The following is a 15934-nucleotide window of genomic DNA, read 5'->3' on the forward strand; positions in this document are numbered from 1 at the left end:
GCTGTGACCTCACAATGTACCGGCAGCCTTGAGCCTGATGTACATGTCAGCGAGCCGCGGCGGCAGCTGGTGGGGTTCGGCGTCCACCACTGACACACCGTGCTGGTGGAGCTCTGCGCTGATCGCCGCACGCTGCAGGAGAGCCCGCTCCGCCGCCGCGGCCCGGTAGACACCCGTGGCGTCGCCGCGTTCTCCCAGCATGGTTCCCAGCTGCGGGTCCCGGACCGCCGCAACCACCACCACGTGCTGCCGGGCCAGTTGGGCCGCGACGGGAATCAGGCCTTCCTCGGGCGCACCGCCGTCCAGCGACGTGAGCAGCACAACGAGTGACCGGTGCGCGGAAACGGCGCGGACCTGCGCCGGGACGGCTGGCCAGTCCATCTCAATGAGTTCGGCCTCAAGCGGTGCCATGGCCTGGACCAGCTGGCTCAGGAGGTTCCCCTGCCCGGCGGACCCTGCCCTGGCGCGGGTCCGGCGGTCAAAGGCGAGGAAGTCCACCCGGTCCCCGCCCCGCTCCGCGAGGACACCCAGCAGGAGGGCCGCTTCCATGCCCGTGTCCAGGCGCGTTTCGTCGTCGATCCTTGCCGCCGACGTCCTGGAGGTATCGAGGACCATGACCACACGGCGGTCCCGTTCGGGCCGCCAGGTGCGTACCACCACCGCGGACCGGCGTGCGGTGGCCCGCCAGTCAATCGACCGGACGTCGTCGCCCCGGACATAGTCCCGGAGGGAATCGAACTCGGTGCCCGCGCCGCGGATCTGCACCGCGGCCTTGCCGTCGAGCTCGCGCAGTTTCCGCAGCTTGGACGGCAGGTGCCTGCGGGAGTGGAAAGGCGGCAGCACCCGCAGCGAGCCGGGGCTGTGAATTGTCTTCTGGCGCGCTGCCAGCAGCAGGGGGCCAAACGAGCGGAGGGTGGCGTGCGGTGCCCGGAGGTCTCCCCGCCGGACGGGACGCAGCCGTACCGTGACGCGCCTGCTCTCACCGGCCGGAACCTCAATGTCCTGTACGGCGTTCTGCGCTCCCGCCGAGGGCTGCCAGGCGTCGCGCAGGACGCCGCGGAGCCGGCGCCCGCCGTCGTTCCGGACCATGAGCACGGCATCCACCGCCGCGTGCAGGGTGACGTTTCCGGGCTGTGTGCGCAGCAGGCTGACCGTCCGCAGCGGGGCCGCTGCCAGAAGGTCGACGGCGGCAAGGGCCGTCAGCACCCCGGACACCAGCAGTACCGTTTCCCAGCCGGGCAGCAGGAGGACCGGCACCACCCCCAGCAGCACCAGCAGCACGAAACGCCCGGAGATGGCCATCAGCGGGGAACGGGAACGGAGGCCAGGATGCTGCCCAGCACGTCATCCACCCGGACCCCGTCCATCTGGGCTTCCGGCTGAAGCGCCACGCGGTGCCGCAGGCAGGGGAGTGCGAGGGCCTTGACGTCGTCCGGGGTCACGAAGCTCCGGCCTGACAGCCAGGCCCAGGACCGGGACGTGTTCAGCAGTGCCGTGGCCCCGCGGGGAGAGACTCCCAGCAGGAATGACGGGGCCGAGCGGGTGGCGCGCACCAGATCCACGATGTAGCCGATGATTTCAGGGTCCACCGCCACCGACGCCACGGCCTGCCGGGCTTTCGACAGGTCTGCCGCACCGGCTACTGCCCGGACCCCCGCAGCCGTGAGGTCGCGCGGGTCAAAGCCAGCAGCATGGCGCCGGATGACCTCCATTTCGTCCTGGCGCCCGGGCAGCGGCATGGTCAGCTTGAGCAGGAACCGGTCCAGCTGCGCTTCGGGCAGGGGATAGGTTCCTTCATACTCAACAGGGTTCTGCGTGGCAGCAACCAGGAACGGTGCTGGCAGCGGCCGGGACACTCCGTCCACGGAAACCTGCCGTTCCTCCATGGCCTCGAGCAGGGACGCCTGCGTTTTGGGCGGCGTCCGGTTGATTTCGTCTGCCAGCAGGATGTTGGTGAACACCGGCCCTTCACGGAACGTGAATTCGGAGGTGTGCGAGTCGTAGACCAGGGATCCCGTGACATCTCCGGGCATGAGGTCCGGGGTGAACTGCACGCGCTTCGTGTCCAGGCTCAGGGCCGCCGACAGGGCACGCACCAGCAGCGTTTTGGCGACGCCCGGGACCCCCTCCAGAAGCACGTGGCCCTGGGAAAGGAGGGCAATCAGCATTCCCGTGACGGTGGCGTCCTGCCCCACGACGGCCTTGGCCACCTCGTGCCGCACGTCCAGCAGGGCCTGCCGGGCGGAATCATGATCCATGTGGTCCAGGACCCGGGGGCTGCTGCCTTGCTCGCTCATCGGCTTTTGACTTCTTTCTCTAGGGTGTCCAGCTCCCGGGACCAGGCCACAAGCCTCGCCTCGGTGCCGGGACGTTCGTTGATAAGTTCGCGGAGCTCCCGGGCCGGCTTGCCGAGGAGTCCGGCAGCTGCGTCGATAACCTGGTCGGCGGTAGCCCCTGGCCCGGTCCGCAGATGCCCGGAAAGCCGTACCAGTGTGCCGGCCCGAAGGTTGTCCCGCGCCTGGTCCACGGCGCGGGAGTCCTGATAGAGCCTCGCCCGGCCCTCTGCAGTCTCCGCTGCCTTCACCACAACCGGCAAGGGCTCAAACACCAGCGGGCCCAGGCGCCTGCCGCGCCAGGCTATTGCCGCCAGGGCCACCAGAGCGAGCCACGGGCCCAGGAAACGCGCCCAGCCGGGGGCCAGTTCGTCGAGGCTGGCGGGGCTGCCCCCGGTGTCCAGGTCCTCAAGGGTAGGGATGTACCACACAAGGTCAGGAGACGGCCCGAGGGTCCGGATGGCCAGTGCGGCATGCCCCAGGCTGTCCAGCTGTCCGTTGCTGAAGACGGCGGTGCTGCCCACCACGGTGAGCTGGGCATCGCTGCTGACGGCAAGGAGCCCTGCGCTGGAGCCGTCCGGCCGGTAGCAGGTCGTCCCGCCGTCGTACAGGAAGCCGGACTCTCCGGAAACGGTACCTGCGGCCTCCGGGTCAGGCAGGCTGCAGCCGGGCTCCAGCACTGCAGACGCGTCCGGCACAACCCCTGCCTGCCGGATGCCGGCGTCGAGTGTGTCCAGGGTCTGCAGCCGGGGCGATACCACCACCACCCGCTGGGCGGAGGCCGCCAGGGTGCGGAGCCGGGGACCGTCCAGGAAGCCGTTCCTGTCGTACAGCAGCAGCGTGGGCGAAGAACCGGCCTCCAGTGCTGCAATGGCTGCCCCGTAGTTTCCTGCATCGTGGACAGCTACTCCGTGCCGGCCCAGGATCTGCGCCACCGCGCGGGCGCCATCGGGGCCGGTGTTGTGGACCGACATCGGAACGGCGTCCCCCTTGGGACTGAGTTGCGTCCAGAGAACCAGGACCAGCGCGGCAGCCACCACGGCGGCCCAAGCCACCAAGGCACGGTGCCGCCGGAGCCACCCTGTCCTGCGGACGGATGCCTGGTCCGCATCGGTGCCTCCCTGCACCGCGGAAGCCGGAGCCGCCCCGGTCATGGCAGGACCGCCGGGCGCGGTGCCTCATAGTCCGGGTGGCCCTCGTCCCGATTGCCCGGCCGGCGGGCGGGCTTGAGGGCTTCGAGCGCGTCATCCAGGGTGGCCATGGCCCGGTAGTCGCCCGCGTCGGCCGTCCTGTTCCCGTAGCGGATCGCATCGAACATGCCCGCCGCCCTGTCCAGGCGCTGCCCTTCGGTGCTGAAGGGGAGCGCCAGGTCCCGGGCCACCTCATCGGCTGTCCGCCCGGGCTGGGGGTCCAGGATGGTGCGGTCCTCGGCAGAACGGACCAGAGCCCGGAAACGGTCTACGACGGCGTCACCCCATCTTCCAGCCGCTGCGGAGGTCTCCGCACGCTGACGGTACTCGCCGGCCGCCAGCTCGCCCTCGGGTTCGAACACCTCCTTGACCTGCCGCGCTTTGGGGTTCAGCCGGGGCTTGGCGATGATCACCGCGGCAGCGATGATCACGGCGAGCACGAGTCCAATGACGGGGCTTGGCACGGTGCTGCCTGCATCCGCGGATCCGTCCAGGGTCGAAAGCCAGTCCAGGAAGTTCTCCCACAGCGTCTCGACCCATCCCGGGGCAGCGTCGCGGTATTCAGGTTGTGAAAGCTCCTCTGCTGCCCAGCGGCGGGCTTCCTCCGCCCCGGGCAGCACCGGGGGTTCAGCGGCCATCCGGCCAGGCCCCCGGCGCAGGCCCCGTGCCGGAGTTCCAGCCACCGGGGTAACCTCCGGGGCGGGCCGCCGCCTGGCCGCGGCCCGGGATGCCGTCCGGATCCGCTCCGGACTCCATCATGCGGAGCAGCGAGATATCCAGTCCGTCCTTGCGCATCCGGAGGTCCATGTAGATCAGCGCCATGACGGACGTCTGGAAAGCATAGCCCAGCGCTCCTGCCACTGCACCGAGGACGGCGGTGATGATGCCGACGGCGACGGCGATGGACACGTCCTGCCCGGCGCCCCCGTGGGGCGAAAGGAAGCCTGCCATCAGCGGGGCTACAAGGCTCACCGGGATCATGACCACCTGGCTGATGACGCCCACCATGATCCCCACCACCACGGTGATTCCAAGGATCCGCCACCAGTTGGCCCGGGTCAGGTCCCAAGACCGGCGCAGGGCGTCCAGCGCACCCAGTTCCTCAACCACGACGGCGGCCGGGGCCACCAGCAGTTTGATGTAGATCCACACGAACAAGGCAACAAAGCCCAGGAACATGGGAATGAGCAACAGGACGCCCATCCGTTCCATGCTGGCGATCAACGCGACGGCGGCCGCTGCCGGGACGAGGATGGCAATCAGCCCGGCAACCATCAGTAGCGCCGCCAGCCGCATCAGTGCCCCGACCCGCGGCCTCGCAAGGACCCACATCTGCTTGAAACCGGTAGGACGGTTAAGGATGGACCGCGCCACCGGCACCACCATGGCTCCCTGCAGGACGGAGGCGATGAAGATGGTCAGGACGGCAACCAGCACAATGGCGGCAACGAAGCCCAGGCCGAGTGACGTGAGGTCGGCGGGGCTGGCGCTCTCCGCCCAGGCTTCGATGGAGCCCATCGACGTGGCCGTGGCTGCTGTAAGGACAGCCGTCAGGATGGCGGCGAGGGACTGCGCCAGCAGCGAAGCGCCCAGCATGGCTTTGGCATTCCGCCTGATGGTCTGGAACGAACCGTCCATGATCTCCCCGAACATCAGGGGGCGCAACGGGACGATGCCCGGTTTGGGCGGAGCAACATACCGTGGCTGGCCGTACGGGTGGCCCTGGGAGGGATACCCGAGGCTGGGGGATTGCGGGCCCGGGGAGCCCGGATATGGCGCACCCGGCTGGCCCCATGGCTGCTGCCACGCCGGCGCACCCCAAGGACGCTGCTGATCCGCCGGCGGCGGCCAGCCTGGCGGCTGCTGCGCCGGGTGGTGCCCTCCCGAAGGCTGGTGCTGCTCCGGAGTTTGCCCCCAGGCAGGCCGGCCCGGGCCTCCGGGCTCCTCCGCGTCGTAATCCTTTGGTGACACGATGTTCCTTCCCCCATCCAGTCCGCCGTCAGCCTGGCGCCGGCTTCGCAATTCCGGCGTGGCGCTCGAAACGTCCGGCGTGGCACCAGCCTATAGTTCCGGCGTCGGGCATCCTAGCGCCCCGCCATGCCGGAGGGCGCTGAACAGGACAAAGCCATCCTGATAAGGGAATATATAACTATGAAGGCACGCATTCTGGTGGTAGACGATGACGAAGCGCTCGCCGAAATGATTGGAATTGTCCTCCGCAATGACGGCTTCGAGCCGGTCTTTTGCGCGGACGGCGCCCAGGCGCTCGACATTTTCCGGTCATCGCGGCCGGACCTGGTTTTGCTGGACCTCATGCTTCCGGGCGTGGACGGCATCGAGGTCTGCCGGCAGATCCGGGGAGAGTCGGATGTGCCCATCGTCATGCTCACCGCCAAGTCGGACACGTCCGACGTCGTCCGCGGACTTGAGTCCGGCGCCGACGACTACGTGCCCAAGCCCTTCAAACCCGCGGAACTGGTGGCACGCGTCCGCGCCCGGCTCCGCCCCGGCGACCAGAAGGCGCCGGAAACCCTCCGCATCGCGGACATCACCATCGACGTCGCCGGACACACGGTCAGCCGGGGCAGCGACCGGATTTCGCTGACGCCCCTGGAGTTCGACCTCCTGGTGGCCCTGGCACGGAAACCATGGCAGGTGTTCACCCGGGAACTGCTGCTCGAGCAGGTCTGGGGCTACCGTCATGCTGCTGACACGCGCCTCGTGAACGTCCATGTCCAGCGGCTCCGGTCCAAGATCGAGCAGGATCCGGAAGCCCCGGAAGTCGTGTTGACGGTGCGTGGTGTCGGCTACAAAGCAGGGGCCTGAACCCGCGGCACAGGACGGTGCGCCCGGTGAGGGCGCGCCCGCTCCCGCGGGCAATCCCGCCGCCGGACATCCCAGCGGGGCCGGCCTGCCCCCTGGCCCCGAACACACCGACGCCGCCAGTGCCCGTCTCCGGGACCTGATGTTCCGCGCCCATCTCTGGCAGCGGCGCGCCCTGATCGTCAGCCTGCGCGTTGCACGGCTTGTGAGGACCGGATTCCGGCGGTTCCTGCCGGCGCTGCGCTTCATCGGCCGGTCCCTTCACCGGCGGTGGCGCCGGTCGCTGCAGTTCCGCACCGTCCTCACCACACTCCTCCTGGCCGTCACCTCGTTCGCGGTTGTGGGCGCCTACCTGTCCAACCAGATCGCCAACAACCTTTTCCAGGAGCGGCTGGCGCAGGCCGAGTCCGAAACCAGCTACCACGTCAAGCAGGTGCAGGACACGTTCGACGGCGCGCAGGTCACCGACCAGGCCAGCGTCATCACCCTGGTGTACGACACCCTCAACGCGGTGGAAGGCCGCGGTTCGGTCATCCAGCGCAGGTACGTCTTTGAGGCCATGCCGGAACAGACGAAGCCCAGGAACCGCTGGGTCGAATCCCGGGCCTCGGACCAGCTGACGGTCAGCGTCATCCCGCCCGAACTGCGCAAGGCCGTGCAGGAGTCGGGGAAGGACCAGTATTGGGCCTCCACCGTCATTCCGGTGGGCACCGAAGACCGCCCCGGCATTGCGGTGGGTAACAAGGTGACATTTAACGGCACCGTCTACGAGCTGTACCTGATCTACGACCTGAACACCGCGCAGCAGACCCTGGACGAGATCCAAAGTGTCCTCTGGGCCGGCGGCGCCGTGCTGGTCCTGCTGATCGGCGCCGTCGCCTGGTACGTCACCCGCAACGTGGTCAGTCCGGTCAGCCATGCCGCCATGGTGTCGGAGAAACTCGCTGCCGGCCAGCTGCAGGAACGGATGGTTGTCCGGGGGGAAGACGAAGTTGCGCGCCTTGGCGCATCCTTCAACCACATGGCAGCCAGCCTCCAGGAGCAGATCACCCAGCTGGCAACCCTTTCGCAGATGCAGCAGCGGTTCGTCTCCGACGTCTCCCACGAACTGCGCACACCGCTGACCACAGTCCGGATGGCGGCGGAAGTCCTGTACGACGCGCGCCACGACTTCGACCCCATCAACAAGCGCTCCGCCGAGCTGCTCTACAACCAGGTTGAGCGCTTCCAGTCACTGCTGTCGGACCTGCTTGAAATCTCCCGCTTTGATGCCGGTGTGGCAGTGCTCGACGCCGAAGCCGAAGACATCCTGCAGGTGGTCGCACACGCCATTGAAGGCGCTGCCCCCGTGGCTGCGGAATACGGTTCGGAGATTGTCCTCAGGGCGCCCGAAGATGCCATCATCGTGGAGATGGACGCACGGCGCATCGACCGGATCCTGCGGAACCTGATCCTCAACGCGGTGGAGCACGGCGAAGGACAGCCGGTCACCGTCACGGTCGCAGCCAGCCAGACCGCCGTTGGAATTGCCGTCCGGGACCACGGAATCGGAATGGCGCCGGCAGAGGCAGCGCGCGTCTTCGACCGTTTCTGGCGGGCCGACCCCGCCCGCGCCCGCACTACCGGCGGCAGCGGCCTTGGCCTGTCCATCGCCATGGAGGACACCAAGCTGCACAACGGCTGGCTCCAGGCATGGGGCAAGAAAGGCAGCGGGGCCAACTTCCGGCTGACGCTGCCCCTGCGCCAGGGGGAAGAAATCGACAAATCGCCGGTCCAGCTCGAGCCGGAGGACATCGTGATGCCCGGAGAGCCGGGGACCAGCAACATGCTGGTCCTGGGAACAGGCGCACCGGCAGGAACGGGACCTGCCCAGGAGGAGAGAACATGACGGGCCATGCCCGCCGACAGGCGAAACTGTCCGCTTCCCTGCTGGTCCTCCTGCTCGTCCTGCTGGCCGGCTGCGCCAGAATCCCCACGTCCGGGCCGGTGGGCAAAAGCAGCGAGGGCAGCGCAGGGAACCTCAGCGCGCCGGTGTTCCTGCCGGCCGCGCCACAGCCGGGCGCCTCACCTGAGACCATCATCGATTACTTCTACCGGGCAGGCAGCGGCTACGAAGACGACTACGCGGTGGCGCGACAGTACCTGACGCAGGCCTCTTCCGTCTCCTGGAAACCGGACCAGCGTGCCATCGTCTACCGGGAAGCGCGGGTGGTGGCAACCGGCACCGAAAACGTCTACAACTATGAGCTGGACGTCGCCTACACCGTGGATGCTGACGGGATCGCCACGCAGTCCCCGGAGGGAACGATTGAAAACATCCCTGTGACCGTCACCCAGGTGGACGGTGAGTGGAGGATCTCCGCCATTCCGGACGGCACCGCCATCGCGGAGGAAACCTTCAAGGTCATCTACGGCGCGTTCCCCATCTACTTCTACGATCCCTCTTTTACGTTCGCGGTCCCGGATGTGCGCTGGTTCATCAAGAACAAGACGGTCAAGGCGATGACCAGTGCCCTGCTGGCCGGACCGGCACCCTACCTCCGCGGCGCCGTCGCAAGCGCCTTTCCCTCCGGCATCAAGCTGGCCCGCGAGTCGGTCCCGGTGGTTTCCGGTGCCGCGCAGGTGGACCTCACGGCCAAGGAACTCATGGAGACGTCTCCGGAGGACCGGCTGCGGATGCAGATGCAGCTGACGTTGACGTTCCGCAGCCAGCCCGACGTCGTCAACGTCGAGCTGCGCGCCAACCAGGACCTGGTGCGGGTGGAAGACGACGGGTCCGTGCTTCCGCCGGTGCAGGACAAGAACGTGCCGTCCCACCAGATCGCCATCAGCGGCAACGACCTGGTGCGCTACGAAAACAACAGGGTTTCGCCGCTGCCCGATATGCAGCCCGTGTCCTCCCTCAACCCCAGGCTTCCCGCAGAATCTCCCGTGTCGCAGACGGCTGCCTTCCTCAATGACAGCCGGACCACGCTGTACAGCATCAGTCCCGGCCAGCCGGCGAGGGCACTCACCACCAGGAGTACCCTGAGCCGTCCATCCTTCGGCCTCAATGAATGGGTCTGGTCGGCCGGCCCGGGAGGCTCGGGGGACACCGAAGTGGTGGCTTACCGCCCGGCCGGTATCGCCGAGGGGGCCACCGTACCCTCGGTCACCCTGACGCCGGCCTGGCTGGCCGGCCGGACTGTCAAAGAGTTCCGGATTTCGAGGGAAGGGGTCCGTGCGCTGGTGATTTCGGAGCAGAACGGTAAAACCCGGGTCCAGGTGACAGGCATTATTCGCGGCGGTGACGGGACACCCCGGGAACTGACGCCGCCCATCACCCTGGCAACCGGCAGTGACCCCGACCAGGGCGCGTGGGTCACCGATACGACCATCGCTGTCATGAAGGGCTCAGCGGCGTCGAACGTCACGCCGGAGCTGCTGTCACTCGCCTCCGGGCAGCCGCAGCAGCTGGCGCCCTGGCCTGGCCTCGTCGCCTTGAGCGCCGGGAACGGGCCCGAGGACATTTATGCCCAGTCGGCGGAAGGCATCTTCCAACGCCTCGGCAACGGGTGGTCTCCACAGATCAAAGGCCCCACCGACCCCTCGTTTCCAGGCTAAGAGACCCTCTCCCGGAGGCTGGGTCCTGCAGTCAGGGCTTTGTCCACATATGGCAGCCGGGTGCTGTGATGGCGGCGCCGCAGGGTGGATAGTCGGGGAGTGGCCACCAGAACAGGATCGCGTGACAGGGCAACAGCACCTGTCCGTCTGGACCCCGACCTCACCCCGCCTCCCGCGTTCAGCGCCAGGCACCGCGGAGACCACGGCAGCACAGTCTTTCGCGTCCTGGATCAGCTCACGGGGGCGGCGGCGGACCTGCTGTCCCTGGCAGTTCCCGTGGACTGCGTGTGCTGCGGCGCCGAAGACCGGGCGCTCTGCATCCGGTGCGACCGCCACATCCGGCGGCTCACCGCGGCGCCGTTCCGTGCGGAAAGCGGAGCCCCCGCGCTGATGGACGTGGCGGGGACGGTGCTGCTTCCAGTGGTCGCAGCCGGCGTGTACCGCGAAGAGCTGGCCCAGGCGCTGCTCTCCTTCAAAAGGCATGGGCAGCACCAGCTCAAGAGAAGCCTCGGACGAGCTCTGGGCGGAGCGGTCCGTGCGGCTACGGAAGGTTCAGGAGAGTTCCTCCTGGTCCCTGTCCCCACCAGCACCAGGGCGTATCTGAACCGTGGCTTCAGCCCCGTCCATTTGCTCCTGCGCGGCGCGGCAGGACGGCTGCCCGGCCTGGATGTTGCAGACGTCCTCACGAAAGCACGCGGGGCAGGGCTGCAGCTGCCCGGCGGGCAAAAAGGCCTCGGCCGGGGTGCCCGGGCACAGCGCGTACGCGGGTCCATGCGGGTCCGCCGGCGGGTCCGGAGCATCGTCGCCGGACACCCCTGCATCATCGTCGACGACGTGCTGACCACCGGAGCCACGCTGGCTGAAGCAGCCCGGGCACTCCATGCGGCGGGGGCACAGGTGGCGGGCGCCGTCGTGCTCGCGGCGACACGCCCGCCGGATGCCGATGCCGGCACCGCCGCACCCGCGCAGGCCCGCGGGTCCTGCCATGACTTAGAAAAAAATAAACCGGGAAAGGATGAATAACGGGTGCCTATGAACTAACGTCGGTGGTGGGTACCAAGAACAGAATGTACCTTTCGATGGCGGCTCGGAGAGGGGCTCGACTGTCAGGCAGATCGGCCCAGGGAAGCGCCGCCGTCGTGTCACCGAAGTCATTTGGAGGGCACCATGGAGTTTATGATCAGCGGACGAAATCTGACAGTTTCAGACCGGTTCCGCGAATACGCCGGGGAAAAGATCTCGAAAATCGAATCGCTTGGGGACAAGGTCCAGCGGGTCGATGCGAAAGTCTCCAAGGAGACCAATGCCCGGCAGACCGGCGATCAGCTGACCGTTGAGGTGACAGTCCTGGGCAGGGGGCCCGTGATCCGCGCTGAGGCCAGCGCCGCTGACAAGTTCGCAGCATTCGACCTCGCCTACAACAAACTGCTGGAACGGCTCCGGCGCGCCAAGGACCGCAAGAAGGTCCACCATGGACGGCACACACCCAAGGCTGTCCGCGAAGCTACCGCCTCTCTCGAACCCGCCAGCCCGAACGAGCCCCTCTACGTCGAGGCAAGCCACCGGAACGAGGCCGTGGCCGCCCCCGAAGACAAGTCTCCCTACGATGTCGACAACGACATCCCGGCCGGAAATTCCCCGGTCCTGATCCGTCGCAAGGTCTTCCCCGCCGCTTCGCTCTCCCTCGACGACGCCGTGGACAACATGGAACTTGTGGGCCATGATTTCTACCTTTTCGTGGATAAGGCCACCAACACGCCATCCGTCGTGTACCGCCGCCGCGGTTGGACCTACGGGGTGATCACCCTCGACCACGAGTGCGAACCCGGAGACACCGTGGTGGAGGAAAAAGTCCTGGCGTACCGCTCGGACGACACCCCGGCCAACGCCTAGGCTGGTGAAAACCATCAACAGAGAGGACTGATGTGCCGGCGACGCTGAGCCTGGACCAGGCACGGCGGATCGCTTTGGCAGCGCAGGGACTCGACAAAGGACGGCCCGCCGGCCCCGTGACATCACGGACGGTGGGCCGCACCTTTGCCCGGATCCAGCTCGTCCAGATCGATTCCGTCAATGTCGTTTCCCGGAGCCACTTCCTTCCGTTCTTTTCCCGGCTCGGCAACTACGACCGCACGATCCTCCAGCGGATGTCCGCCGTCCATCCGCGGCGCATGGTGGAGTACTGGGCGCACGAGGCAAGCTACATCCGGCCGGAACACTATGCGGACCTCCTGTTGTGGCAGAAACGGACCTGGGTGGGTGCGTCCCGCATGGACCCCGGGCTTCGTGCTGACATCACCGGGCGTATCCTCGACACCCTCGCACGGTCCCGCCCCCTGACCGCTGCTGAGTTGACCGCCCGGATAGGCCACGTCGAGGAAACGCAGACGGCGAACTGGGGGTGGAACTGGAATGCCGTGAAGAGGGTCCTGGAACACCTGTTTGAGGACGGCACGGTCTGCGCTGCATCTCGGACGGAACAGTTCGAGCGCAGGTACACGCTGGCTGCCAAAGTGCTGCCGCAGCTTTCCGTCGGTGAAACAGACGCCGACGCCCCGGCCGAGGCGATGCACCGCCTGATCGATGCCGCCGCGCAGGCCCACGGCATCGGAACCGTACGGTGCTTCGCAGACTACTTCCGCACGCCCGTCAAAGCTGCAGCGGACGCCGTCGCGCACCTTGTGCAGCGGGGAAGGCTGGAACCGGTGACTGTGCCGGGCTGGGACCGTGCCGTCTTCCGCCATGCGGACGCAACTTTACCCCGGCGGGCCACGGGCCGTGCGCTGCTGAGCCCCTTCGATTCACTGGTCTTCGAACGCCGGCGGCTTCAGGAACTGTTCGACTTTCACTACCGGATCGAAATCTATACTCCTGAGCACAAAAGGCGGTACGGCTACTACGTCCTTCCCTTCCTCCTCCGGGACAGGATCGTGGCGCGGGTGGACCTCAAGGCTGACCGAAAGGCAGGGAAACTGCTGGTGAGGTCTTCCTTTGCCGAACCTGGCGCGCCGCCTGACACCGCCGTCGAACTTGCTGCAGAGCTCCGCCTCATGGCCGACTGGCTGGGCCTGCCCGACGTTGAAGTTTTCCCCGTTGGCGACCTGGCCGGCGGCCTCGCCCGTGCCGTACGCACCGAAGTGGACTATCCGCTCTGAGGGAACAAGCGGGCACCTCGGCGGTGTCTCTCCCGTAGACTAAAAACGCCAGAATTCGGCGGCAAAGACTGGGAGCATCTTCACGTGGCATCACTTATCGAAAAACTTCTCCGCACCGGTGATAAAAAAACCCTCCGGCAACTGCGGAACTATGCCGACTCCATCAATGCCCTGGAAGATTCGTTCAAGACGTTTACGGACGCCGAACTCCGGGAGGAAACCGACCGGTTGAGGGAACGGCACCAGGACGGTGAAAAGCTCGACGACCTGCTTCCGGAAGCGTTTGCCGCCGTCAGGGAAGCCTCCTCGCGGACCCTGGGGATGCGCCACTTCGATGTCCAGATGATGGGCGGCGCCGCCCTGCACCTGGGCAACATCGCGGAAATGAAGACCGGTGAAGGCAAGACCCTGGTGGCGACCGCTCCCGCCTACCTGAACGCGCTCACCGGCAAGGGCGTCCACGTGATCACCGTGAACGACTACCTCGCTGAGTACCAGTCGGACCTGATGGGACGTGTCTACCGTTTCCTGGGCCTGAGCAGCGGGTGCATCCTCTCGAACCAGGATCCCGCGGTCCGTCGCCAGCAGTACGCCGCTGACATTACCTACGGCACCAACAACGAGTTCGGGTTCGACTACCTCCGCGACAACATGGCCTGGGACAAGAACGAGCTGGTCCAGCGCGGACACCACTTCGCCATTGTTGACGAAGTGGACTCCATCCTCATTGACGAGGCCCGCACACCGCTCATCATCTCCGGGCCGGCGCAGGGGGACACCAACCGCTGGTACAGCGAATTCGCCAAGGTGGTCCTCCGGCTCCAGCCTGACAAGGACTACGAGGTCGACGAAAAGAAGCGCACCGTCGGCGTCCTGGAGAGCGGGATCGAGAAGGTGGAGGACTACCTCGGTATCCAAAACCTGTACGAGTCCGCCAACACGCCGCTCATCGGGTTCCTCAACAACGCCATCAAGGCCAAGGAACTTTTCAAGCGGGACAAGGACTACGTCATCCTGGACGGGGAAGTCCTGATCGTCGACGAGCACACCGGCCGCATCCTCGCCGGCCGGCGCTACAACGAGGGCATGCACCAGGCGATCGAGGCCAAGGAAGGCGTCGAGATCAAGGCCGAGAACCAGACCCTGGCCACAGTGACGCTGCAGAACTACTTCCGTATGTACCAGAAGCTTTCAGGCATGACCGGTACTGCCGAAACCGAGGCAGCGGAATTCATGAGCACCTACAAGCTGGGCGTGGTGGCCATTCCCACCAACCGCGACATGCAGCGCATCGACCAGCCGGACCTGGTCTTCAAGAACGAAACGGTGAAGTTCGACGCCGTGGTGCGGGACATCGCCGAACGCCATGAAAAGGGCCAGCCGGTCCTGGTGGGCACCACCAGCGTCGAGAAGAGTGAATACCTGTCCCGCCTCCTTGCCAAGGAAGGCATCCGGCACGAGGTCCTCAACGCGAAAAACCACGCACGCGAAGCTGCCATCGTCGCCCAGGCCGGACGCAAGGGCGCCGTCACGGTGGCAACCAACATGGCCGGCCGCGGTACGGACATTATGCTCGGCGGCAACGCTGAATTCACCGCCGTGGCCGAGCTGGCCAAGCGCGGGCTGGATCCCGAGGAGAACTCCGAGGAGTACGAGTCCGCCTGGCCGGCAGCACTCGAAGCCGCTAAGCAGTCAGTCAAGGACGAGCACGAGGAAGTCCTGAACCTCGGCGGACTCTACGTCCTTGGAACCGAGCGCCACGAATCACGCCGCATCGACAACCAGCTTCGCGGACGTTCCGGCCGCCAGGGTGACCCTGGCGAGTCGCGCTTCTACCTGTCGTTGACCGATGACCTCATGAGGCTCTTCAATTCGGGCGCCGCGGAACGGCTCATGAACAGTTCCGTGCCCGACGACGTCGCCCTGGAATCAAAGCTCGTGTCCCGGGCGATCGCGTCAGCGCAGGGCCAGGTGGAGGGCCGCAACGCCGAACAGCGCAAGAACGTCCTGAAGTACGACGACGTCCTCAACCGCCAGCGTGAGGCAATCTACAGTGACCGGCGGCGGATCCTCGAAGGCGACGACCTGCACGAGAAAGTCCAGTTCTTCGTCGAAGACACCGTCACCGCGCTCATCGATGCGGCAACGGCAGAAGGCAACGGCGACGACTGGGACTTCAACCAGCTCTGGACCAATCTCAAGACCCTCTATCCCGTGAGCGTCACGCCGGAAGAGATCATCGAGGAGGCCGGCGGCAAGTCCAGGCTTACGGTGGAGTTCCTGAAGGAGGAACTGCTCTCCGACGCGCGGCTGGTGTACCAGGCGCGGGAGGAAGCCCTGGGTTCGGAAAGCATGCGTGAACTTGAACGCCGCGTGGTCCTCTCCGTCATTGGCCGGAAGTGGCAGGAACACCTGTATGAGATGGACTACCTCAAGGAAGGAATCGGGCTGCGCGCCATGGCCCAGCGTGATCCGCTGGTGGAATACCAGCGTGAGGGCTTCATTCTCTTCCAGGGCATGATGGAAGCCATCCGGGAAGAGAGCGTCGGATTCCTGTTCAACCTTGAGGTTGAGGTCACGCCCGCCCAGGACGTGGTGGTCGCGGACGACGCCGGCGAACACACCGAGCATGTGCAGCCGCAGGTTCACGCTGCAGGGCTTGAAGCGCCCGAGAAGCCGGCCCAGCTGCAGTACACCGCCCCCAGCGAAAGCGGTGGAACGCAGACCCGGGTGGAGACGCGCTCCTCGGGCAGGTCAGGAAATCCGGCCAAGGCGGCAGCACAGGACGCGGCCAAACGTCCGGCGAAGAAGAAGCGCCGCTGACGGTGGT

12 protein-coding genes are annotated in these 15934 nt (G+C 66.6%); 7 read left to right on the top strand and 5 right to left on the bottom strand.

Features of this window, described 5'->3' with window-relative positions; translation table 11 throughout:
- Nucleotides 1-9: 9 nt before the first annotated feature.
- The 5 genes from IEX33_RS03675 to IEX33_RS03695 are packed head-to-tail and all read right to left on the bottom strand — an operon-like array spanning nt 10 to nt 5494.
- Complete coding sequence (locus IEX33_RS03675; protein ID WP_188727729.1) at nt 10-1302, bottom strand: DUF58 domain-containing protein; 1293 nt, start codon at nt 1300-1302, stop codon at nt 10-12.
- Nucleotides 1302-2297, bottom strand: coding sequence for an AAA family ATPase (locus IEX33_RS03680; RefSeq protein WP_188727731.1), 996 nt, complete (start codon nt 2295-2297; stop codon nt 1302-1304). The genes IEX33_RS03675 and IEX33_RS03680 overlap by 1 nt, the downstream gene beginning before the upstream one ends.
- Nucleotides 2294-3487, bottom strand: coding sequence for a DUF4350 domain-containing protein (locus IEX33_RS03685; protein WP_188727733.1), 1194 nt, complete (start codon nt 3485-3487; stop codon nt 2294-2296). Before IEX33_RS03685 ends, IEX33_RS03680 begins: the two co-directional genes overlap by 4 nt.
- Nucleotides 3484-4161 carry a DUF4129 domain-containing protein gene (locus IEX33_RS03690; protein ID WP_188727735.1) on the bottom strand — a complete coding sequence of 226 codons (678 nt, stop codon included), beginning with the start codon at nt 4159-4161 and terminating at the stop codon, nt 3484-3486. Before IEX33_RS03690 ends, IEX33_RS03685 begins: the two co-directional genes overlap by 4 nt.
- Nucleotides 4151-5494 (bottom strand): DUF7847 domain-containing protein, encoded by a 1344-nt coding sequence (locus tag IEX33_RS03695; RefSeq protein ID WP_229675211.1) that lies wholly within the window; start codon nt 5492-5494, stop codon nt 4151-4153. Before IEX33_RS03695 ends, IEX33_RS03690 begins: the two co-directional genes overlap by 11 nt.
- 180 nt (nt 5495-5674) lie before the next feature.
- Between IEX33_RS03695 and mtrA the strand changes: the two genes are divergently transcribed.
- The 7 genes from mtrA (at nt 5675) to secA (ending at nt 15927) form a co-directional block, all read left to right on the top strand.
- Complete coding sequence (mtrA, locus tag IEX33_RS03700) at nt 5675-6349, top strand: MtrAB system response regulator MtrA (RefSeq protein ID WP_104184998.1); 675 nt, start codon at nt 5675-5677, stop codon at nt 6347-6349.
- Nucleotides 6350-6488: 139 nt separating this feature from the next.
- Nucleotides 6489-8234, top strand: coding sequence for an MtrAB system histidine kinase MtrB (mtrB, locus tag IEX33_RS03705; protein WP_229675239.1), 1746 nt, complete (start codon nt 6489-6491; stop codon nt 8232-8234).
- A complete protein-coding gene (locus tag IEX33_RS03710) occupies nt 8231-9949 on the top strand; it encodes an LpqB family beta-propeller domain-containing protein (protein WP_188727740.1) in 1719 nt (572 codons plus the stop codon). Before mtrB ends, IEX33_RS03710 begins: the two co-directional genes overlap by 4 nt.
- A gap of 99 nt (nt 9950-10048) precedes the next feature.
- Nucleotides 10049-10972, top strand: coding sequence for a ComF family protein (locus IEX33_RS03715; RefSeq protein WP_188727742.1), 924 nt, complete (start codon nt 10049-10051; stop codon nt 10970-10972).
- A gap of 144 nt (nt 10973-11116) precedes the next feature.
- The gene (hpf, locus tag IEX33_RS03720; RefSeq protein WP_104184996.1) at nt 11117-11842 is read left to right on the top strand and encodes a ribosome hibernation-promoting factor, HPF/YfiA family; all 726 of its coding nucleotides are present in this window, start codon (nt 11117-11119) and stop codon (nt 11840-11842) included.
- A 32-nt stretch (nt 11843-11874) separates the two neighbouring features.
- Entirely contained in the window at nt 11875-13104 is a 1230-nt protein-coding gene (locus IEX33_RS03725) for a winged helix-turn-helix domain-containing protein (protein ID WP_188727744.1), read from the top strand.
- A gap of 84 nt (nt 13105-13188) precedes the next feature.
- Complete coding sequence (gene secA, locus IEX33_RS03730; RefSeq protein WP_188727745.1) at nt 13189-15927, top strand: preprotein translocase subunit SecA; 2739 nt, start codon at nt 13189-13191, stop codon at nt 15925-15927.
- Nucleotides 15928-15934: the final 7 nt, after the last annotated feature.

Source organism: Pseudarthrobacter scleromae, from assembly GCF_014644515.1.
Taxonomy (GTDB): Bacteria; Actinomycetota; Actinomycetes; order Actinomycetales; family Micrococcaceae; genus Arthrobacter; species Arthrobacter scleromae.

What these genes read in the sequence shown, in the direction of transcription:
- hpf (WP_104184996.1), top strand. Translation starts at nt 11,117, where the DNA reads ATGGAGTTTATGATCAGCGGACGAAATCTGACAGTTTCAGACCGGTTC.
- IEX33_RS03685 (WP_188727733.1), bottom strand. Translation starts at nt 3,487, where the DNA reads ATGACCGGGGCGGCTCCGGCTTCCGCGGTGCAGGGAGGCACCGATGCG.
- IEX33_RS03710 (WP_188727740.1), top strand. Translation starts at nt 8,231, where the DNA reads ATGACGGGCCATGCCCGCCGACAGGCGAAACTGTCCGCTTCCCTGCTG.
- IEX33_RS03675 (WP_188727729.1), bottom strand. Translation starts at nt 1,302, where the DNA reads ATGGCCATCTCCGGGCGTTTCGTGCTGCTGGTGCTGCTGGGGGTGGTG.
- IEX33_RS03690 (WP_188727735.1), bottom strand. Translation starts at nt 4,161, where the DNA reads ATGGCCGCTGAACCCCCGGTGCTGCCCGGGGCGGAGGAAGCCCGCCGC.
- mtrA (WP_104184998.1), top strand. Translation starts at nt 5,675, where the DNA reads ATGAAGGCACGCATTCTGGTGGTAGACGATGACGAAGCGCTCGCCGAA.
- IEX33_RS03680 (WP_188727731.1), bottom strand. Translation starts at nt 2,297, where the DNA reads ATGAGCGAGCAAGGCAGCAGCCCCCGGGTCCTGGACCACATGGATCAT.
- mtrB (WP_229675239.1), top strand. Translation starts at nt 6,489, where the DNA reads ATGTTCCGCGCCCATCTCTGGCAGCGGCGCGCCCTGATCGTCAGCCTG.